We start from the raw sequence: 19,198 nt of genomic DNA, 5'->3' as shown, positions 1-19,198 counted from the left end.
TCCCCCGTTCCGCTTGATCCGGCTTGCGCCCAGGCGGCGGCCGTTTTTTCGCGCGCTCTTTTTCAATCCGAAGCCTTCGCCGTCCCAAGCAAGATTGGTACCTTTTCCTCTTGAAGAACCGCCCGGAGCATTTGTTAATATATAAAACAAACGCCTGGAAAATAGAAAAAACGGGCATTGGGGAAAAGAAACGATGGGAGTGAGCGGATGAAAAAATGGATGCTGGCGCTGGGGACTCTCCTTTTGGCCATCGTCACCGCGGGATGCGATAAGGATGCCTATTCCATGGATCGCGTCGATTCGAAAGCATATATTACGCCTGACGGGGACTTATATGTGGAAGAGCTGTTCACGTACACGTTTAAAGGCGATTACGAAGGTGTGACCCGGGCCGTTTCGCCGGGAGAGCACGACGGGATCGAATTTTTCGAGGCTTATGTTCCGCCGGAGGGCAAAAAGCTCGGGGAGTTTTCATATGAACATTTGGAACGCCTGAAGACCGAATGGAACGGCGAAAATGAAACTTACTACGTTTATGATGCCGCCAAAGACGAAACGAAGCGGGTTTATTACCGCTACCGGATCGACAAGGCCGCCGTTAGATACAGCGACGTGGGGCAGCTGGATTGGCGCTTTTTCAAAAACAACAAGCAGGAGCTGCATCACGTCACGCTCGATGTGTTTTTGCCTTCCGGTGACGGCAAGGCCGATGTCCATGCCTATTTGCTTGACCGCTCGGGCGGGACGGTCACGACCGGGGGCGAATCGGCGGTTCATTATGAAAACCCGGTGCTGTCCGAACGCGGGGATGCGCATTTGTCGATCTTTTTTCCGCAGGAACAGCTGTCGCAGATGACAGCGAGCGAAAAAAAGGTCTCTGCTTCCGAGCTGCTTCAAAAAGAGCAGAAGGCGGAAGCGCGGCTCAAGGCGCGCGATGCGAAGATGCGGCAAGCCGGCAACGTCCTTCGCGTCCTGACGGCGGTCGCCCTGCTGGGCGCCTTGATGTACAACGTGCTGTCCGTCAGAACCCTGTCGGCTTGGTTCGGGCATAGAAGCGTAACGAAGCGGGAGCTGGAAGAACTGGACCCCCTGATGAAAACCTATGTTCTTCGCAAAGGAAAGCTGAAATCCCAAGATTTCATCGCGGGGCTGCTGTCTTTGCGGAGCAGGGGGCACGTGACGGTCAAAGAGGTCCAAGCGTCCAAACGTTTTTTGGAGGAGCCGACCGCTCCCGACGCGACGCTGGAATTTACGCTTCAAGGAAAAGCGGAGCAGCTGAATGCCGCCGACCGGCAGCTGATTCACTGGCTTTTCGCCGAAAAAAGGGCATTCCGTTTGGATTCGGTCGCCTTTCCGACCTTTAAGGAAAAACAGGATCAGAAGCAGATTATGAAATACCGCCTTCTGGCGGCGAAACACGCCAAAAACTTTCAACAATGGTGCAGCATCCTGGCAAAGACGGAGCCGTACGCCCGCGAGGTCAGATTTAACGGGCTTCTTAAACTGCTTGCGCCGCTGACCGTGATCGTTCATTATGGTCTGCTTCTTTACCTATTTTACGCCGATGCCGCATCCGCCGCGGCCATCCTCACGGTCGCCGTGCTGATCGGGATTGCCGGCATCTTCGCCTGCGTCAAATACAAAAACAAATGGTGGCTGGTCGCCTATCTGACCGGCTGCTTCTTCGCCGGAGCCCAACTGACGCACGAGCAGGGGATGGATGCGTACCTGATCTTCGTGCTGAGCTCGCTTCTGTTCGCGGCGCTGATGCCGAGAACGATCCTGTCGACGGAGATGATGAAATACCGTTTCGCGCTTAAAAAATCAAAAAAAAGACTGGCCAAGGGCGGAGACGCTCCAACCGGAGACGCGGCCGCGGCGGAACGGGACGCGGAGGATGCGGTTCTGCTTGGGGTCGTGCCGAAATACCTGAAAAATATGGAGAAAAAAGATGCGGCCGGCACGGTTTTATCCGCCGCGGCGTTGCCGGTTCTGCTGCATGCCGAATTGCTGTCGTCGCTTGCGTATACGCAAAGCCATTTGAACTTCATCCCTCCCCGCCCTCCCTATAGTTCCGTCGACAGCGGGGGAGGTTACGACGGCGGCGGTGGCGGAGGCGGCGACGGCGGGGGGACGGGAGCGTTCTAGCCATGGAAATGATTGCATCCGGACCTGGATGCGGAAGCATCGTTTACGCTGTGCAGGGGCAGACGTCCCTGCATTTTTATGCCAAAAATTTGTGCTTTTCCTCACATCGAATGGCATGTATTCGCAATTCCGTTTATAATAGAGGTCAGAAATAGAAAAGACACTATATTGCTTGCTTTGGGAGGATTATATGAAACAAATTACGGTTGGTATTGTGGGATACGGAAATCTCGGGAAAGGCGTGGAGAAATCGATCCGGCAAAACCCGGACATCCGGCTTGAAGTGATTTTCACCCGCCGCGAGCCCAACGGCGTAGAGGCTAGCGTGCCGGTTGTACATATTTCGGAAGCGGAAAAATATATCGGCAAAATCGACGTGATGATTCTGTGCGGAGGATCTGCGACCGACTTGCCTGAACAGGGACCCCAATTCGCGAAATGGTTCAATACCGTCGACAGCTTCGACACGCATGCGCGCATTCCCGAATATTTTGCGGCCGTCGACGCCGAAGCGGCTGCGTCCGGCCATGTCAGCGTCATTTCCACGGGCTGGGATCCGGGCCTGTTCTCGCTGAACCGGATGCTGGCGGAAGCCATCCTGCCGGAAGGCAAGGAATACACGTTCTGGGGACGCGGCGTCAGCCAAGGCCACTCCGATGCGATCCGCCGCGTGGAGGGCGTTAAAAACGGCGTGCAGTACACCATTCCGGTCGAAGAAGCGGTAGCCAAAGTGCGCGCCGGGGAAAATCCGGAGCTGAGCACCCGCCAAAAGCATCTTCGCGAATGTTTTGTCGTTGCGGAGGAAGGCGCGGATTTGGCCCGCATCGAAAAAGAAATCAAAGAAATGCCGAACTACTTCGCCGATTATGACACGACCGTGAACTTTATCAGCGAAGAGGAGCTGAAGGCGAACCACTCGGCGATGCCTCACGGCGGTACCGTGCTTCGCAGCGGACGCACCGGCGAAAACAGCACCCAAATCATCGAGTTCGGCCTCAAGCTGGACAGCAACCCCGAATTTACCGCGAGCGTGCTGGTCGCTTATGCGCGTGCCGCAGCCAAGCTGTCCGCGCAAGGAGACAAAGGCGCCAAAACGGTGTTCGATATTCCGTTCGGCCTGCTGTCGCCAAAATCGGCCGAGCAGCTTCGCAAAGAACTGCTGTAATTTTCGGACAAGCCTATCGCAAGGGCATCATTCCTACCGGAATCTAAGGGTGGATGATGCCCTTTTTCACAAGGAACGGATCGGTGGAAAGGAGGACTGAGGGCCGAATGCTGGACCCGCGTTCGCTTTATTTGCGCAGCATGATGCTGAAAAGGGACGAGGTGCCGTCCTTCCGGACGTATCCATTTAACCTACCCGCGGTGCATGATTTGGCAAGCCTGTCGTTCCGGAAGCCGGTCACGTTTATCGTCGGCGAAAACGGCTCGGGCAAATCGACGCTGATCGAAGCGTTGGCCATCGCGTGGGGGTTCAATCCGGAGGGCGGGACGAAAAACTTCGCCTTTGAGACGATGGCTTCCCATTCGGAGCTGTACCGGTATTTGCGCCTCGTTCGCGGCGCGGTGCGGCCGAAGGACGGATTTTTTTTTCGGGCGGAAAGTTACTATAACGTGGCGACGACGATCGACAAGCTGGATTTGGAGGGGGGCGGCCGCCCCATCAAGGAATCCTACGGCGGCAAGTCGCTCCATGAGCAGTCCCACGGCGAAAGCTTTTTCGCAACCTTCATGCATCGCTTCGGGGGACGGGGGCTTTACTTGATGGACGAACCGGAGGCGGCGCTTTCGCCGCTGAAACAGATGTCGATGTTGTCCCGCATCCATCAGCTCGTCAAGCAAAACTCGCAGCTGGTCATCGCCACGCATTCGCCGATTTTGATGTCTTATCCCCATGCGGAGATTTGGCTGCTCGACGAATCGGGAATGCGCGAGGTGGAGCTGGAGGATACGGAACATTACATCATTACCCGCCAAATGATGAACGACCGCGAGAAGATGCTGGAGATTTTGCTGGAGGAAGAAGGAGACCGGTAGCCGGACGTTGTCCCGAAACGTCCCGACCCAACGGGAACCCAGGTAGTTTTCTCGCGGAAACGGCCGGCAAGGCATACAAAAACGGCTTGTTCGTCGTATTGAACGAACAAGCCGTTTTTTTGGACTTTCCTTACGCGTTGACGCCGAGAACCGCTTCGCGGCATTCATCCGAGCAGAAGGATTGATGTTTTTCCTCGCAATCCGGGCAGCATACATGCTGCTTGTTGCAAACCGGGTTCGCGCAGTTGATGTAACGGTCTTCCGTCGTGCCGCAGTGATGGCATTTTGCGATCACCACGTCTTCTTCCGTGCGGTTGATCGGAACCGAAATGCGCTCGTCGAACACGTAACATTTTCCGTCCCACAGATGTCCTTTGACTTCCGGATCTTTGCCGTAGGTCACGATGCCGCCTTCAAGCTGGTTGACATCCTTGAAGCCTTCGTGAATCAGGAATCCGGTGAGCTTTTCGCAGCGGATGCCGCCCGTGCAGTACGTAAGCACCTTCTTGTCCTTATATTCGCTGAGGTTGTTCCGGATCCATTCCGGAAACTCGCGGAAGGACTTAACGTCCGGACGAATCGCGCCCCGGAAATGGCCGATGTCGTATTCATAATCGTTCCGTCCGTCGATCACGACGACGTCGTCTCTTTGCAGCAGCTCATGCCATTCCTTCGGAGACAGTCTTTTGCCGCCGATCACGTTCGGGTCAAGCGGTTTTTCGTAACGGAACGTAACCAGTTCTTTTCTGTGGCGCACGAAAATCTTTTTGAATGCATGGCCGTCGGCTTCGTCGATCTTGAAGACGATGTCGGAGAACAGCGGGTTCGCCTTCAAATCGTTCATGTACTTCTCGGTTTGTTCCACCGTTCCGGACAACGTTCCGTTAATGCCTTCCGAGGCAATCAGAATGCGTCCTTTCACGCCCAGATCCTTGCAGTATTGAAGATGCTCAGCAGTAAACTGCTCCGGATCTGGAATCTGTACGAACTTATAATATAGCAGAATACGGTAATCTTTGGATGCTGTCATTCTTTCTTCACCTGTCTTGTAAATTTATCTTAAAAGAGGATGCTGCGAACTTCGCAGAGTCGCTTCCGCCGGACCGAAAACGGAGAGTCCCGTTGGTCGGTCGGCACCGGAAGCGGCTGGACGAACGCTGCAAAATCCTGTTAAAAAATCTTTCGTTTCCGCGAAGCCGGTCATCCTAAAACCGCAAAAACCACCTCAAAAGGCGGTCCGCTTTTGTGAAAATGCGCCTAAAACGCTTTTCTAATCTATTGTAGATGAACGTGACGCGGATAGTCAACTTAAAAAGGCAATGTTCCCATTATTGGCACAAACATTTGCGGCGATTCCGGGACGGGCGGTTTTTCAGAAGAGAATAATTTCGAGAAAATGTAGAAGATAATCGATAGAGCATCCCCTTGAAGACCGATATAGTAAGGTTATGCCGCTTCCAAAAAACGGTACGGTACAAATAGGGGGGCATGCCGATGTCGGAAAGAGCTTTCAAAGAGTCGTTCCGCTGGAATCCGCTGCGGTCGATCGGAACGAAAATCGCGCTGATGATGATTGCGGCCATCATGGTTTTTGTGGCGGTGACCGGCGCGGTATCTTATCGCATTTCCAAAAGGGCGCTGGAACGCGAAGTGACGGGGGCGTATTTGGAAACCGCGGTGCAAACGAGCCAAAAGCTCGACTTTTTGTTTCATTCCTTCGACAAGATTCTAATGCAGATGCTGGTGGATAAAGCGATGCAGGAGACGGTCCTGGATTTGCTTCAGCAAAAAAACGATCCGGCGGAATATACGCGGCTTGCCGACCGGCTGGATGAAATTTTGCAGTCGTATATGTTTTCGGATGCGTACATCACTTCGATCGAGGTGCTGGAAACCGACGGTACGGTCATTCCGACGCGTTCCGGCCTGCTGGCGAGCAAAAACTACGGCAACGAGGACTGGTTCAAGCAAATTGCCGAAAATGGCGGCCGCTCCGTCTGGATCCCCCACAATCTGGACGGGAACCGGAATACGAATCCGACCATTACGCTCGGCCGGGTCATTTCCGGCGAAGGGGCCTCGCGGGGTTACTGCGTCATCCTGATCGATATCGATTTGGCTGCGATCAAGGATCAGGTGGAGCATGTGGGGATGGGCGACGGCGGCAGCATCCAGGTCATCAGTCCCCAAAATCAGGTGATCTACAGCGAAAGTGCCTCGCAACTGGGACGTACGTCCGGTATTTCGCTGCCTCCCGAAGGGATGAGCAAGCCGAAATACGCATTCCTTGCGCCGGACCGGTCGAAGCAGGTGGTGATGGCCAAGTCGCCTGTTCATTTGGCCTTCGAACCGTTCGGCGCTCCGGCATGCGCCCATGCTTTTTCGCGATATTCCATCGGGGAGATGCCTTCGTGCTCGCGAAAGACGCGGTTGAACTGCTTCACGCTTTCGAAGCCGACCTGCGCCGCGATTTCGTACACTTTGCCGTGGCTATGCTCGAGCAGTTCCTTGGCTTTTTCGATGCGGATTTTTTTGACGTAGGGCACGAAGCTCATGCCGGTAAACTGCTTAAAGGTTTCGCTGAAATAGGAGTAATTCAGGGACACGTGGTTGGAGACGGTCGCCATGTTGAGCGGCTTGTCATAATGCTCCCGGATGTAGTCGACCGCCGCTTTCATTTCGGCATGCCCGACATGGGCCTCCTTGACGTCTTTTACGTAATCGTCCAGCCGCAGCAGCAGCGCTTCCGCGTCATGGATGTAACCGTACACGGTTTCGCTGTGATAGAGGTAGCCGATTTTTTTATAGATTTTCAAAATTTCCACCGAAGCTTCTCCGTAATCGGCGAACACCCGGTCGATCACCATCTCGTTCAGCATCCGGCTGAGACGCTCCAGATAGGCGATGTCGCGGCGTTTGATTTCGCCGAGGTCCATGATCTCGTGCCACAGTTCCTTGATGTCCTGTTTCCTTCCGGTCCCGAGCAGGTTGGCCAGCCTGCGGAAAAGCTCTTCCGGGATTGGATCCGGTTTCGGGAGACGGCGGACGTCCGCATAATAAAAGACGCCGCCGCCCGGTCGCGCATGCAAAAAGGCATATTTGAGCGCCTGTTTGGCCTCTTGGTAACCGCGTTTGAGCTGAGCGGCCCCCGCCGCCTTCAAGCTGACGCCGATGTCGGCCCGAAGGCCTTTGCCTTGAACATCCCGGGCAAAATCGGTCACGGCTGTCTCATCGCCGGCCAGGACGACGAGATTCCGGTCCTTATCCTCGAAGCAGATGGACTGCCTGCTCTTCCAATAAGCCTCGGCCAGCTGCGCCAAAGTCCCGCTCGGCTGATCTTCTTTGCGGACGACGGCGACGCAGTAAGGCGCAGCGGCGGGATCGAGGCCGGCTTTGGCGCAGCGGCGCTCGATTTCATCCTCCGGAATGTCCGGATGCAGCAAAATATAATTGAGCTGGTCCGCGGCCTGCTCCTCGCGGTATTTGCCGAGCGCTTCGAGCTCGCGCGCCACTTGCTCCTCCTGCCGCAATTCGGCGATCATCCGGTTCAACGCCCGGAACAATTCCTCGCGCACGATCGGTTTCAGCAAATATTCCCGCACCTTGTGCGCGATCGCTTCCTTCGCATACTGAAAATCGTCATACCCGCTTAAGATGATCACCGCCGGAGGAAAAGGAAGCTCGCCCAGCTTCCGGATCAGCTCCAGGCCGTCCATGCCCGGCATGCGGATGTCGGTGACGACGATGTCCGCTTTTTCGGCCCGGTGCATCTCCAGCGCCTCCTCGCCTCCGGCGGCCAGGCCGATGCTGAAACGGGAAGGGTATTCCCTTTCGATCATGGCTTTCAGCCCGATCCTTATATTTCGTTCATCATCGACGATCAAGAGTCTGTACATGTTCGGTTTCGCCTCCGATCAGGTTAAAGTAGGGGAGCTTGATCATGACCCGGGTGTACCGATGCTCCTCGCTTTCGACCCATAGGCCGTATTCGCTGCCGTAAAACAGCTGCAGCCGCTGATGGACGTTGCGGAGGCCGATGCCGTTCCCGCCGGCGGCCCGGCCGGACGTTCCGCCGGAATCCGCCGAGGTTTCCATGCTGCGGCCGTCGTCCGATGCGCGTATTTTTTCGTTCAGCCGCCGCGTTTTTTCCGGGGACATCCCCGCGCCGTTATCTTCGATCACGATCATTTGCGCCCGCTCGTCCGTATAGGTGGTCAAGGTGATGGTCAAATTGCCCTCACTTGCGGCATGACCGTTCAGGCCGTGTTTGACCGCGTTTTCGATGATCGGCTGCAGCGACATTTTCAGCACCTCCAGGTCGAGATCCCGTTCCGTCAGCTCGGCCCTGAGCACGATACGCTGGTCGAACCGCAGGTTCATCAAGGCGACATAATGCCGCGCATGGTTCAATTCCTCCCGCAGGCGCACGTATTCGCCGCTCCATCTCAGGTTGTAGCGCATCATGCTGCCGAGCGACGTCAAAGCATCCGATATGGGCCGCTGGTTTTCGACCTCGGCGAGCATTTTGATATTTTCGAGCGTGTTGTAAAGGAAATGGGAATCGATTTGGTTTTTCAGGGTTTTCAGCTCGGCTTCCTTCGTCGCCGCCTGCTTGTTGACCGCATCGGCGATCAGCTCGTTGATTTTGCCCATCATTTTGCGGAAGTGGAACGTCAACTCGCCGACTTCGCTGCCGCCTCCGACCGGAAGCTGGACGTTGAAGTCCCCTTGGCGGATCTTTTTCATGGATAACGTCAGCTGCCGCAATTTTTTCAAAATGAGCGAATTGAGAAAAAAAGTCGAGACCGACAGGATCGCGATCAAAACGACGTTCACGAGCAAAATCGTATTCCGGGCTTTGTTCAGGTCCGCCAGCCCCGCCTGCAGCGACGTCAGCTGCACCACGTACGCCCCGATGCTGTCGATGTAGGCGTACACCGCAAGGTAAGGCTCGCCGGACAGGCTTAAGTTGAAGTGGCGGTAGGCCCCGGCATGTTCCGTGGGGGAAAGCTTCTCCGCAAGCCTTGCGGCGGCAAGCTCGGAGGCGGGAAGCAGGGAACGGGACGGATCGTAATACAGCCCGCCGCTCGGGGTGACGACGAACATTTGCGACTGCCCGTTGCTATGCCCGGCGTAAGTGCTGGGGAAAAACCGGCTGAGCAGCATATCGACTTGAATGATGCCGACATGTTTGCCCTTCGGGTATTCGATTTCCCGCAGCAGCGACATTTTTTGCCGGAATTCCTTTTCGTCGCGGATATGGTTTTGGATCGGCTCCTTATCCCGTTCCGATATTTCCCACAGCGCCCCGCCGTTCAGCCGGAGCACCTCGTCGTACCACGGCTCGTTCGCCACCCGGCTTTCCTTCAAAAAGACGGGCCAAATTTCGCTGATCAGCAGGTTGTCCGAAAAAATGCGGATATGTTCAAGATCGGGATTGTTGAATTGAAGCCGCAAAAGATTGTTCATCGTATTGCTGCTGAATTCGATCAGCTCGGCCGGGTCCGGATCGGTGGAACGGTCGATGTAGTTCATGACCTCCCGGTCCGACAAGGCGATCTGGACGGCGCGTTCCATCGTTTCCATGTTGTTTTGGATGTTCGTTTTTTCGACCTCGATGGAGCTTTCGCTTTTGCGGATGACATCCTTCGTGTAACTTTCGTTCAGCTGCCGGAACATGATGAGCGAAAACACGATGCCGGGAATGAGAATGATGACGATATAGGAAAAAAACAACCGCTGCTGCAGGGAATAGCGCTCGAGCCTTCGAATAAACAGGTCGGCCCAAGGGCGCATGCGTTTTGGCACTGGCATCACATCCGGGTTCATTTTTGAGTCGGGATAGACGAAAATCCAAAAAGCCCGCGAAAAATTGGGGCTTTTTGGACGGAAAATCACATGCGATTATTTCAGGAACTCCTGAAGTTTTTTCACGTTTTCTTCGAACTTCGCTTGTTTGAACGCTTCCACTTTGGCAAAGCCGGCTTTGTCCCGCTTCTCCAAAAATTCGTTCCAAAGCTTGTCGAATTCTTCGTCGGACTTGCTCAGGAGAAGCTTCGGCAGCGTTTTGCCCCACGTTTGGGCGATTTTGTTGCTCGCGATGCCTTCCTCCGAGTTGCCGGTCGGGTTGATGTTGTCGTATTGCGAGAAACTTTTCGTTTTGCCTTTGGTCCAATCCTCCATTTGCTTGAACGGCTCGACGCTCGGCGGCTGCCACTGCAAAATCATGTTGGTATCCTGCATCATCCAGAAGGTGAGGGAGGCGCCGTATTGTTTGTCGAAAGCGGAGCGGTCCTTGTTCAAAAGCTCGAGCACTTCCGGTTTGAATTGATCCTTGCCGTCAATCGTGTCGTAAGTAACGCCTTTTTCCCCGAGGTACAGATCCTTTTGGCCTTCCTCGCTGATGAGATATTCCAGGAAGCGGATCGCTCTGGCTTTGTCTTTCACGTTTTTGGAAATCAGCGTGACCGTCCATCCCGAAATGCCCGGGCCGGCGAGCGTCGGCGGATCCAGCTTGGAGTTGGCCGGGCCGTCCACCGCGATGTAGACCGAATTCGGATCTTTGGCGTACAGCGCGTTTTCCTGCGCCGTCAGGTCGCTGCGCTGATAGATCATGGCGAAATAGCGGCCTTGGGCGATTTTTTCTTCCATTTGCGGACGTTTGTCGATAAAGACGTCTTTGGCAAGCAGCCCTTGCTCGTTGGCCTGGCGCAGCGTCTTCAGCCAGCGGACATATTCCGGATCGGTCTGGCGGTCGTACAGCTTGCCGTCTTTTTCGTACGGGATGGCGAGGAAATTTTGCAAATATCCTTCAAGGCTGCCGTTGCCGACATCGTTGAACTCGGTCAAGCCGAGCGGGATCATCGGCTGGCCGTCGACCTCCGGGAATTTCTCCTTCGCCATCTTCAGCGCGTTCAGGAAACCTTCCGGCGTGCGCATATCCGGTTTGCCCAAAGCTTCGTACATATCTTTCCGCACGAGGAACGTCTGGTTGGATACGTATTCCCGCGAATATTTTTCAAAATCCTTCGGCGAGGAAGACGAGTTCGGATACACGTACGTGTTGCCGTCTTCCTGCTGGTACCACGCCATTTTCGCAGGATCGGCGACCTTCATGAAATAAGGATCGTATTCTTCGGCAAGTTTGTTGAGCGGAAGCACCAGATCGCCTTCGATCATCGTTTTCACGGCGTCCTCCCACCAGCCGAGCGTGATGAAATCAGGAAGGCTGCCGGAGGCGATCATCGTGTTCAGCTTTTCGTTTTCGTTGCCGGCCGGCACGATGAAGTTGACGCTGACGCCGGTTTTTTTCGTGACGTATTGGGAGGTCGGGTCGACGCCCCATTTGTTGGCGAACCACGAAAAGTTCAAATACCAATCGAAGGTGATCGGCGACGTGTCGGCTTTCCAGCCGGGTTCGTCCGCGGATACCGTCTTGGTCTCGGGCGCCGGTTCGTTTTTGTTTTCAGGTTCGGCCGTTTTGGCGTCCTCGCCGGACGATCCGCCGCATGCGGCGAGCGAAAGCATCATGGCAAAGGCGAGGAGCAGCAGGCTGCTTTTGCGGAAAACATGTTTTTTCATACGTTTTACCCCACTTGATTTATTTTGGTGAAACCTGTGTTGCCGTCAAGGAAAAAACTTCCTGATGCGTTTATCCTTTGATGGATCCGATCATGAGGCCTTTCACGAAATACCTTTGCAGGAACGGGTAGGCCAGGACGATCGGCGCCGTCGTCACGACCATGGTGGCGAGTTTGATGGACTGGGAGGTGACGTTTTTGGATATGCCGCCGGGCATCGCCGCCGCCATCTGGTTCGAGCTGGACTGCGCGACGATCCGGTACAAATAGGTTTGAATCGGCTGCAGGTCCATGTTGTTGATGTAGATCATGCCGGTGAAGTAGTCGTTCCATTGGTATACGCCGTGGAAAAGCGCGATCGTCGCGATGACCGGCATCGAAACGGGGATGATGATCCGCACGAAAATGGAGAGGTCGTTGGCCCCGTCGATTTTGGCCGCTTCCTCCAGCCCGTCCGGAATTTCCCGGAAAAAGGTCATAAAAATGATCAGATCGAAAAAGCTGAACATCGCCGGAATGATGTAGACCAAAAAGCTGTCCAGCAGATGGAGGTCGCGGATGAGCAAATAATAGGGAATCAGGCCGCTGTTAAAAAACAGGGTGACGGTCCCGATCAGGATGTACAGCTTCTGACCCACAAGTTCCCGCCGGGAGAAGGCGTAGGCGACCATGGCCGTAAAAAACACGTGAACCGCCGTGCCGATAAGCGTTTTGGCGACCGTGACCCCCATCGCCGTCATGATGCCGCTGCTGCGGAACACGGCTTCGTAGCTTTCCAGGCTGAATATGCGCGGCCACCAGTAAATGCCTCCGCGCATGGCGTCCTGGCCTTCGTTGAAGGAATTGACAAGCACGTACCAGATCGGATAAAGCGTCACGAAGCAGACAGCAAGCATGACCAGCACGTTGGCGGCGTCAAACGCCGCATCCCCGGCGGTTGTTCGATTCCGTTTGAACATGGGGCATCAACCACCTTTTCATTAAAATAGGGACGTACCGTTGATTTTTTTGGATGCCGAATTGGCGATCAGAAGCAGTATCAAGGCAATCAGCGATTTGATCAGGCCGACGGCGGTCGAATACGAGAAACGGTTGTTGACGAGGCCCGTCTGGTAGACGTAGATGTCGATCACGTTGCTGGCGCTTTCGTTCAGCGAGTTGCGGAGCACCAAGATTTGATCGAAATTCGAGTTCAAAATGCCGCTGACCGCCAAAATGAGCAGAATGGTGATCGTGCTTCGGATCCCCGGCAGCGTCACATGCCACATCCGCTGAAACCGCCCGGCTCCGTCGATGGTTGCGGCCTCGTGAAGATCGGGCGACACGCCGGCGATCGCCGCCAGATAGATGATGGCCGACCATCCGAGCTCCTTCCAAAGGTCCGAGGCGACGACGATTCCCCAGAAATACTTCGGTTCGGCCAGGTAGCTGATCGGTTCGTCGATGATATGCAGCGCCATCAGGATATGGTTGATGACGCCGACATCCGACAGCCAGGTGGCCAAAATGCCCCCGAGGATGACCCAGGACAGAAAATGGGGCAGGTACGATATCGTCTGGACCGTCTTTTTCAGCCGGATCGAGCGCAGCTCGTTGAGGAACAAGGCGAACAAAATCGGCAGCGGAAAACCGACGACCAGCTTGATCAGGCTGATGCCGATCGTGTTCCAAATGACCCGCGGCAGGTCTTCGTCCTCGAAAAACGCTTTGAAATGCTCCAGCCCGACCCACGGGGCTTCCGAAATCGGACGCGTAATGACGTATTGCTTGAATGCGATGATGATGCCGTACATCGGTATGTAGTTGAAAATAATCATCCAGGCGACGCCGAGCAGCGCCATCACCTGCAAATATTTCTGGCTTAGAAGCTTCTTCAGCAGCAGGTTCCGTCTCCCCGCCGGGGCGGCGATTCCGGTCTGCGCCGTTTTTGCGCCGAGCTTGGCACGCATGGCATCCGACCTCCTGTAAGTGCTTTCATTGTTGCATCTCCTATTGTAGAAGGGGAGGAAGGAAAGAAACAGGTCCAAAATTTCGTTTTTAGGGGTGCGTTTTTCGGGTCTTGCCAAAAAATTCGGCCATGAACGTCCTTGTTGAAGGAACGTATGTTTGTTACGCTCTAGGAAAAGCCAAACGGCGGCAAGCAAAACCGAAGGAGTGAACACGGTCATGTTTCAGTACATCGAGCAAACCTATGCAAACAAGGATTTCAGCCAGGCGGATTTAAAAAGCGGGGAGCTGAAGGGCTGCGTTTTCACGCGCTGCCTTTTCCGCGGCACGGAAATGAACGAAATTTGGACCACCGGCTGCCGGTTCATCGAATGCGATTTTGGCGGGGCAGCGCTGAATGCTTCCTTGCATACGAGGTCGGCGTTTACGAATTGCCGGTTTGCGGGAGCGAATCTGTTTGTCTCGAAGTGGGAGGACTGCAAAATGACCGGCAGCGATTTCGCAGGCGCTTATTTGGACGGCATTACGATTCAGGGCGGGGAGTGGTTCTATACGAACCTGCGGCAGGCAAACTTGTCGAAGCAGGCGCTAAAGGGCATCCGTTTGATTGAAGCGGACCTTACCGAATGCAATCTGCAGAAGGCGGATTTGCGGAAAGCCGACCTTTCGGGCGCCAAGCTGTTCAAAGCGGCTTTGAAAGGAGCCGATTTGCGCGGGGCCAAAATGGACCGGATCGATTACCGGTCGTTTGATTTGACGGGCGTGCGCATCGATCTGGAGCAAGCGGTGCAGGTAGCCCGCTCCTACGGGGCCAAGGTGGAAGAATAACAGAAAAAGAGCATCCGTGCGCTTTAAGTTTGCGCGGATGCTTTTTTGTCGACCTGTTTCGCTATAATTCTACAAATTCTGGATACAATATACATATCGCTGGGCGCCATCTGCGGTACGGCTTGCCCGGCAGGGGCTACAAGAGGAGGCGGTTCATGGATGAACAGTGAAGAATGGGTCACCCACCTGACGGAGCTCCGAAAACGGCTGATCTGGGTGATGCTCTTTTTTATCGTAACGTTGGCAGCCGGCTTGTACGTGTCTCCCCGGGTGCTGATGTACATTAAAAACCGGCCGGCTGCCGCCGAGATCGAGTGGAATGTGTTTTCTTTGACGGACGGCATGTTCATTTATATGAAATGCGGTTTCCTGGTGGCGGTGTTTTTTACCGTTCCGCTGGCGCTGTACCATATATGGGCATTCGTGCGTCCGGGCTTGACCAACGATGAGGCCAAAAAAACCTTTTGGTTCGTCCCGCTGGCTTTCGTCCTGTTTATGATCGGAATCGCCTTCAGCTTTTACGTCGCGTTTCCGATGATGGTTTCCTTCCTCTCGAAAATGAACCAAACGGTCGGAGCCGTCGAAACGTACGGGATGGACCGGTATTTTTCCCTCATGTTCAGCCTCGTGTTTCCGCTTGCGCTTGCTTTTGAAATGCCGGCGGTCGTCCTGTTTCTGACCCGTTTGGGCATTCTGGGCCCTTCGCAGCTGAAAAAGGCGCGGAAATACGTGTATCTAGCCCTGGCGGTCATCGGATCGATGATTTCGCCGCCGGATTTTGTCTCGCATCTGTCCGTGACCATTCCGCTGATTTTGTTGTTCGAACTCAGCATTCTCGTCTCCAGGTGGTATTTGGACCGGAAGGAGACGGAGCATCCACTTCTAGATCCGAAAGGAGGAGCCAACCATGTTTAACAATATCGGACTGCCTGGGCTTTTGATCATTTTGATGATCGCCCTGGTCGTATTCGGTCCATCCAAGCTTCCCCAGCTCGGACGGGCCGTGGGGGATACGCTGCGGGAATTCCGTTCTTCCACCAAAGGCGTCGTCGAGGAAATTACGAGCGATCCAGCCGCAGAGCCGGAAAAGCTTGTCGAAAAAAATTAGCGTGTTGACGAAAAAACACCTCCTTTTCGCGCGTGCTTGCGCCCGAGGAGGTGTTTTTCGTTCAAGCTTTATTTGTTTTGGTCCACATGCGCGCTTTTTTTGATGACGGCCAGGTCTTTGTTCATTTTGGAGACCGGCGTGCCCGCCCGCATGGCGGTTTTCACGCGATGGATCGCCTGGATGGCTTTCGGGTCGTGTACCGTGTAGATCTTTACCTTTTTGCCGTATACGCCGGCCACTTCGGCACGGATCACGTTAAGATTGTGTTTCGTGTTGTCGCGTTGGCCGATGGTGTAGCCGTAGCCGCCTTTTTGGCTCATGTATCCTTTGCCGGACGACCCTTCGTTCGGGCTGAGCACTTTATGCGGCTGCGGTTCGGAGTTGCGGATATGGGTGTGGCCGTCCGGATCGCCGATGTAGACCGAGTCTCCGAGGGTCAGCACGCTGATCCCGGTGATGCCGGCCGATTCCAGGCGGTCTTCGAGCGTTTTGGATTCCGGCGTATTATGCAGGCTGGAGGTGCCGATGCGGCTGTAGACCCCCGAGCCCATTCCGCTGTAGGTCGTGCCGTTTTCGTTGGTCGTGCGCACCTTTTCGCCGTTGAACTTCGGAATCACTTTGATGCTGTTGAGATGCGGATGCCCTTCGGTATTCGTGCCGCCCCGAAGCCCGTCATTCGTCAACCGGTCCGACGCGTAGTTTTGGTTCGCGTTCGATTGAATCCGGACGGGGTTCGTCTGCGCATTTTGTTTGACGTTGCCGTTACAGCCGCTCAATGCCACGGCGGCGCAAATGGCCGGAACGGCTATTTTGGCGATGGGTCCTTTCATGGATGATCCCTCCCTGGATATGTTGAGCATATGAGTATGATTATCTTTCGGAGGATGTATTATTTGTGGGATATTTCGACAAAATAACAAAAAACTGATGCTGCCCCAAATTCATGGGCGTGCATCCACACAGTTGGAGGTTGACTTTTATGGCAAACGAAACTGAAGACAAAGAGTTGAAGGACCATAGAGAACCGGATCAGTCGCGCCGGAATTTCTTGAAAAATTCGGGTTATGCCGTCGGGGGCCTGATCGTCGGCGGCGTGGTCGGCAGCCTGCTGCGGACCCCGAAAAAAGCAACGACCAACAACAACGCCAATACCGGCAATGGAAACAACGGCGGGGCTCCCGCGGCCGAACCCGTCAATTTCAACCAAGCGCTGATGTATTTCACGCAGGAACAATTCCTGATTACGGAAGCCGCCACGGAGCGCCTTTTTCCTGCGGACGATAACGGACCCGGAGCCAAAGAGCTTGGCGTCGCTTATTACATCGACCACCAGCTTGCGGGCGAATGGGGGAACAACGGCAGGGAATACATGCAGGGTCCCTTTTATAAAGGGGAAACGACGCAGGGCTACCAGGGCCGCCTGAAACGCCGGGAAATTTTCGATATCGGCCTTCAGGAAATCCAGAACTACAGCAATAAAAAATATCAGAAAAAGTTCAAGGACCTGGCGCCGGAAGAGCAGGATGCCGTCCTTAAGGCTTTCGAAACCGACGAGGTGAAGCTGACGACCATTTCCGCAAGCGGATTTTTCAAGACGCTGTTCAGCGCAACGATGGAAGGCGTGTACGCCGACCCGCTCTACGGCGGCAACAACAACATGAACGGCTGGAAGCTGAAAAATTACCCCGGCAACCAAATGTCCTACGCGAAAATCATCGAGCAGGACCAATTTGCCAAAATGCCGCCGGTCAGCTTGAAAGAACATCTGCCACATTCCTAAAAACTAAACGAGAGGTGATTGATTCATGGCTACGAAACTGCCTAAAACGGATGTCGTCATCGTCGGCGTCGGCTGGGGCGGCGGCATCATTGCGTCGGAACTGACCAAGCAGGGGCTGTCCGTTGTCGGCCTTGAACGCGGCAAGGAAAGAAAAACCGAAGATTATTACATGGTTCACGACGAATTGCGTTACGCGTTGCGGTACGAGATGTTCCAGGATTTGTCCCGGGAGACGATCACGTTCCGCGGCAACGAAAAAATCCGAGCGCTGCCGATGCGCTCCTACGGTTCCTTTTTGCTCGGCGACGGGCTGGGAGGCTCCGGCGTCCACTGGAACGGGCAAACTTTCCGTTTCCTGCCGTACGATTTTGAAATCCGATCCAAAACGATCGAACGTTACGGGAAAAACAAAATTCCTGACGGGATGACGATCCAGGACTGGGGCATTACATATGAACAGCTGGAGCCGTATTTCGACAAATTCGAAAAAGTTGCCGGCATTTCCGGGGAAGAAAACCCGAAAGGCGGCAAACGTTCCGACAAATATCCGACGGGTCCGATGAAAACGACGCCGGGAATGAAATTGTTCGCCGACGCCTGCAAAGGGTTGAACTACCATCCGTACCACATGCCTTCCGCAAACCTGTCGGACCAATACACGAACCCGGACGGCATCGCCCGCGCGGCCTGCCAGTATTGCGGCTTCTGCGAACGCTTCGGATGCGAATACGGCGCGAAAGCCGATCCGGTCGTGACGGTCATCCCGGTGGCGAAAAACACGGGAAAATTCGAGCTGCGCACGCATTCCAACGTCAGACGGGTGCTGCACAAAGGCGGCAAAGCGACCGGCGTGCTGTACGTCGATACGACCACCGGGGAAGAATACGAACAGCCGGCCGACATCGTCGTCCTGACGAGTTACGTCTTCAACAACGTGCGCCTGCTGCTCATGTCCAACATCGGCAAGCCGTACGATCCGAAAACCGGAACGGGCGTCATCGGGAAAAACTATGCATACCAAGTGCTGAAAGGGGCCGCCGTCGGTTTTTACGAGGACAAGGAATTCAACCTTTTTGCGGGCGCGGGGGCGCTCGGCATGTGCATCGACGATTTCAACGGCGACAACTTCGATCATAAAGATTTGAATTTCATCCACGGGGCCAACATTTCCTACAGCCAAACCGGGGCGCGGCCGATCCAAAACAACGTGGTTCCGCCGGGAACGCCGACTTGGGGCAAGGATTTCAAGGCGGCGTCCATTAAATACGCGAACCGCCATCTCAACGTCGGCGCCCAAGGTTCCTGCATGCCGTTCCGCCATCACTACCTGGACCTGGATCCGACGTACAAGGACGAATTCGGCGATCCGCTCATGCGGATTACGTTCGACTTCGAAGACCAGGACCGGGAGCTGGTCAAATTCATGGGGGCCAAATGCGGCGAAATCCTGAAGGAAATGGGCGCGGACAAGGTCGTGGCCAACACGAAGCTGGCGCCGTACGAAATTACGACGTACCAATCGACGCACAACACCGGAGGCGTCATCATGGGAAGCAGTCCCGACACCTCCGCCGTCAACAATTACCTGCAGATGTGGGACGTCGACAACCTGTTCGTCATCGGCGCGTCCGCTTTCCCGCATAACAGCGGCTACAACCCTACGGGCACCGTGGGCGCGCTGGCGTACCGGGCCGCCGAAGGGATTATCAAATACCACAAAAAGCCGGGAAGTCTTGTATAACACCTTCAACAGCCGCCCCAGGGGATCAT

General features: G+C 54.9%; 15 protein-coding genes and 1 pseudogene. 9 read left to right on the top strand and 7 right to left on the bottom strand.

Annotation, left to right across the window (positions count from 1 at the left end):
• Window positions 1-207 precede the first annotated feature (207 nt).
• The 3 genes from KI367_RS02605 (at window position 208) to KI367_RS02595 (ending at window position 4,185) form a co-directional block, all read left to right on the top strand.
• Window positions 208-2,148, top strand: coding sequence for a DUF2207 domain-containing protein (locus KI367_RS02605; protein WP_212947338.1), 1,941 nt, complete (start codon window positions 208-210; stop codon window positions 2,146-2,148).
• A gap of 190 nt (window positions 2,149-2,338) precedes the next feature.
• On the top strand, window positions 2,339-3,313 hold the full coding sequence (locus KI367_RS02600; RefSeq protein WP_212947337.1) for a diaminopimelate dehydrogenase: 975 nt from the start codon (window positions 2,339-2,341) through the stop codon (window positions 3,311-3,313).
• Between the two features lie 107 nt (window positions 3,314-3,420).
• On the top strand, window positions 3,421-4,185 hold the full coding sequence (locus tag KI367_RS02595; RefSeq protein WP_212947336.1) for an AAA family ATPase: 765 nt from the start codon (window positions 3,421-3,423) through the stop codon (window positions 4,183-4,185).
• A 130-nt stretch (window positions 4,186-4,315) separates the two neighbouring features.
• Here KI367_RS02595 and trhO read toward each other — a convergent pair whose 3' ends face one another.
• Complete coding sequence (gene trhO / locus KI367_RS02590) at window positions 4,316-5,215, bottom strand: oxygen-dependent tRNA uridine(34) hydroxylase TrhO (RefSeq protein ID WP_036712432.1); 900 nt, start codon at window positions 5,213-5,215, stop codon at window positions 4,316-4,318.
• A 458-nt stretch (window positions 5,216-5,673) separates the two neighbouring features.
• Between trhO and KI367_RS27055 the strand changes: the two are divergent.
• Window positions 5,674-6,438: pseudogene (locus tag KI367_RS27055) on the top strand (cache domain-containing protein); the annotation flags it as partial.
• Window positions 6,439-6,518: 80 nt separating this feature from the next.
• Here KI367_RS27055 and KI367_RS02585 read toward each other — a convergent pair.
• The 5 genes from KI367_RS02585 to KI367_RS02565 all read right to left on the bottom strand — a co-directional run bounded on the left by KI367_RS02585 (window position 6,519) and on the right by KI367_RS02565 (window position 13,714).
• Window positions 6,519-8,081, bottom strand: a complete 1,563-nt coding sequence (locus tag KI367_RS02585; RefSeq protein ID WP_212947335.1) for a response regulator — start codon at window positions 8,079-8,081, stop codon at window positions 6,519-6,521.
• Entirely contained in the window at window positions 8,056-9,993 is a 1,938-nt protein-coding gene (locus KI367_RS02580; RefSeq protein WP_212947334.1) for a cache domain-containing sensor histidine kinase, read from the bottom strand. The genes KI367_RS02585 and KI367_RS02580 overlap by 26 nt, the downstream gene beginning before the upstream one ends.
• Window positions 9,994-10,089: 96 nt before the next feature.
• Window positions 10,090-11,766, bottom strand: coding sequence for a type 2 periplasmic-binding domain-containing protein (locus KI367_RS02575; protein ID WP_212947333.1), 1,677 nt, complete (start codon window positions 11,764-11,766; stop codon window positions 10,090-10,092).
• A 70-nt stretch (window positions 11,767-11,836) separates the two neighbouring features.
• Window positions 11,837-12,724, bottom strand: a complete 888-nt coding sequence (locus KI367_RS02570; protein ID WP_212947332.1) for a carbohydrate ABC transporter permease — start codon at window positions 12,722-12,724, stop codon at window positions 11,837-11,839.
• Between the two features lie 21 nt (window positions 12,725-12,745).
• Window positions 12,746-13,714 carry an ABC transporter permease gene (locus KI367_RS02565; protein WP_212947330.1) on the bottom strand — a complete coding sequence of 323 codons (969 nt, stop codon included), beginning with the start codon at window positions 13,712-13,714 and terminating at the stop codon, window positions 12,746-12,748.
• A gap of 217 nt (window positions 13,715-13,931) precedes the next feature.
• Between KI367_RS02565 and KI367_RS02560 the strand changes: the two genes are divergently transcribed.
• The 3 genes from KI367_RS02560 (at window position 13,932) to KI367_RS02550 (ending at window position 15,648) form a co-directional block, all read left to right on the top strand.
• Window positions 13,932-14,540 (top strand): pentapeptide repeat-containing protein, encoded by a 609-nt coding sequence (locus tag KI367_RS02560; protein ID WP_036712462.1) that lies wholly within the window; start codon window positions 13,932-13,934, stop codon window positions 14,538-14,540.
• 159 nt (window positions 14,541-14,699) lie between these two features.
• Entirely contained in the window at window positions 14,700-15,455 is a 756-nt protein-coding gene (gene tatC / locus KI367_RS02555; RefSeq protein ID WP_212947321.1) for a twin-arginine translocase subunit TatC, read from the top strand.
• On the top strand, window positions 15,448-15,648 hold the full coding sequence (locus KI367_RS02550; protein WP_036712465.1) for a twin-arginine translocase TatA/TatE family subunit: 201 nt from the start codon (window positions 15,448-15,450) through the stop codon (window positions 15,646-15,648). The genes tatC and KI367_RS02550 overlap by 8 nt, the downstream gene beginning before the upstream one ends.
• A gap of 68 nt (window positions 15,649-15,716) precedes the next feature.
• Here the strand turns inward: KI367_RS02550 and KI367_RS02545 are convergent, their stop codons facing one another.
• Window positions 15,717-16,478, bottom strand: a complete 762-nt coding sequence (locus KI367_RS02545; RefSeq protein ID WP_036712467.1) for a hypothetical protein — start codon at window positions 16,476-16,478, stop codon at window positions 15,717-15,719.
• Window positions 16,479-16,627: 149 nt separating this feature from the next.
• Here KI367_RS02545 and KI367_RS02540 point away from each other — a divergent pair, with 149 nt between their 5' ends.
• Together KI367_RS02540 and KI367_RS02535 are read left to right on the top strand one after the other, a co-directional pair.
• Window positions 16,628-17,428, top strand: coding sequence for a gluconate 2-dehydrogenase subunit 3 family protein (locus KI367_RS02540; protein ID WP_212947320.1), 801 nt, complete (start codon window positions 16,628-16,630; stop codon window positions 17,426-17,428).
• A gap of 25 nt (window positions 17,429-17,453) precedes the next feature.
• Window positions 17,454-19,169 (top strand): GMC family oxidoreductase, encoded by a 1,716-nt coding sequence (locus KI367_RS02535; RefSeq protein WP_212947319.1) that lies wholly within the window; start codon window positions 17,454-17,456, stop codon window positions 19,167-19,169.
• The last annotated feature ends 29 nt before the right edge of the window (window positions 19,170-19,198 follow it).

Origin of the sequence: Paenibacillus cookii, from assembly GCF_018333375.1 — a bacterium.
GTDB lineage: Bacteria > Bacillota > Bacilli > Paenibacillales > Paenibacillaceae > Paenibacillus_AQ > Paenibacillus_AQ cookii.
This window is presented reverse-complemented; position numbering and strand designations above follow the sequence as displayed.

What these genes read in the sequence shown, in the direction of transcription:
- KI367_RS02605 (WP_212947338.1), top strand. Translation starts at nt 208, where the DNA reads ATGAAAAAATGGATGCTGGCGCTGGGGACTCTCCTTTTGGCCATCGTC.
- KI367_RS02600 (WP_212947337.1), top strand. Translation starts at nt 2,339, where the DNA reads ATGAAACAAATTACGGTTGGTATTGTGGGATACGGAAATCTCGGGAAA.
- KI367_RS02595 (WP_212947336.1), top strand. Translation starts at nt 3,421, where the DNA reads ATGCTGGACCCGCGTTCGCTTTATTTGCGCAGCATGATGCTGAAAAGG.
- trhO (WP_036712432.1), bottom strand. Translation starts at nt 5,215, where the DNA reads ATGACAGCATCCAAAGATTACCGTATTCTGCTATATTATAAGTTCGTA.
- KI367_RS02585 (WP_212947335.1), bottom strand. Translation starts at nt 8,081, where the DNA reads ATGTACAGACTCTTGATCGTCGATGATGAACGAAATATAAGGATCGGG.
- KI367_RS02575 (WP_212947333.1), bottom strand. Translation starts at nt 11,766, where the DNA reads ATGAAAAAACATGTTTTCCGCAAAAGCAGCCTGCTGCTCCTCGCCTTT.
- KI367_RS02570 (WP_212947332.1), bottom strand. Translation starts at nt 12,724, where the DNA reads ATGTTCAAACGGAATCGAACAACCGCCGGGGATGCGGCGTTTGACGCC.
- KI367_RS02565 (WP_212947330.1), bottom strand. Translation starts at nt 13,714, where the DNA reads ATGCGTGCCAAGCTCGGCGCAAAAACGGCGCAGACCGGAATCGCCGCC.
- KI367_RS02560 (WP_036712462.1), top strand. Translation starts at nt 13,932, where the DNA reads ATGTTTCAGTACATCGAGCAAACCTATGCAAACAAGGATTTCAGCCAG.
- tatC (WP_212947321.1), top strand. Translation starts at nt 14,700, where the DNA reads ATGAACAGTGAAGAATGGGTCACCCACCTGACGGAGCTCCGAAAACGG.
- KI367_RS02550 (WP_036712465.1), top strand. Translation starts at nt 15,448, where the DNA reads ATGTTTAACAATATCGGACTGCCTGGGCTTTTGATCATTTTGATGATC.
- KI367_RS02545 (WP_036712467.1), bottom strand. Translation starts at nt 16,478, where the DNA reads ATGAAAGGACCCATCGCCAAAATAGCCGTTCCGGCCATTTGCGCCGCC.
- KI367_RS02540 (WP_212947320.1), top strand. Translation starts at nt 16,628, where the DNA reads ATGGCAAACGAAACTGAAGACAAAGAGTTGAAGGACCATAGAGAACCG.
- KI367_RS02535 (WP_212947319.1), top strand. Translation starts at nt 17,454, where the DNA reads ATGGCTACGAAACTGCCTAAAACGGATGTCGTCATCGTCGGCGTCGGC.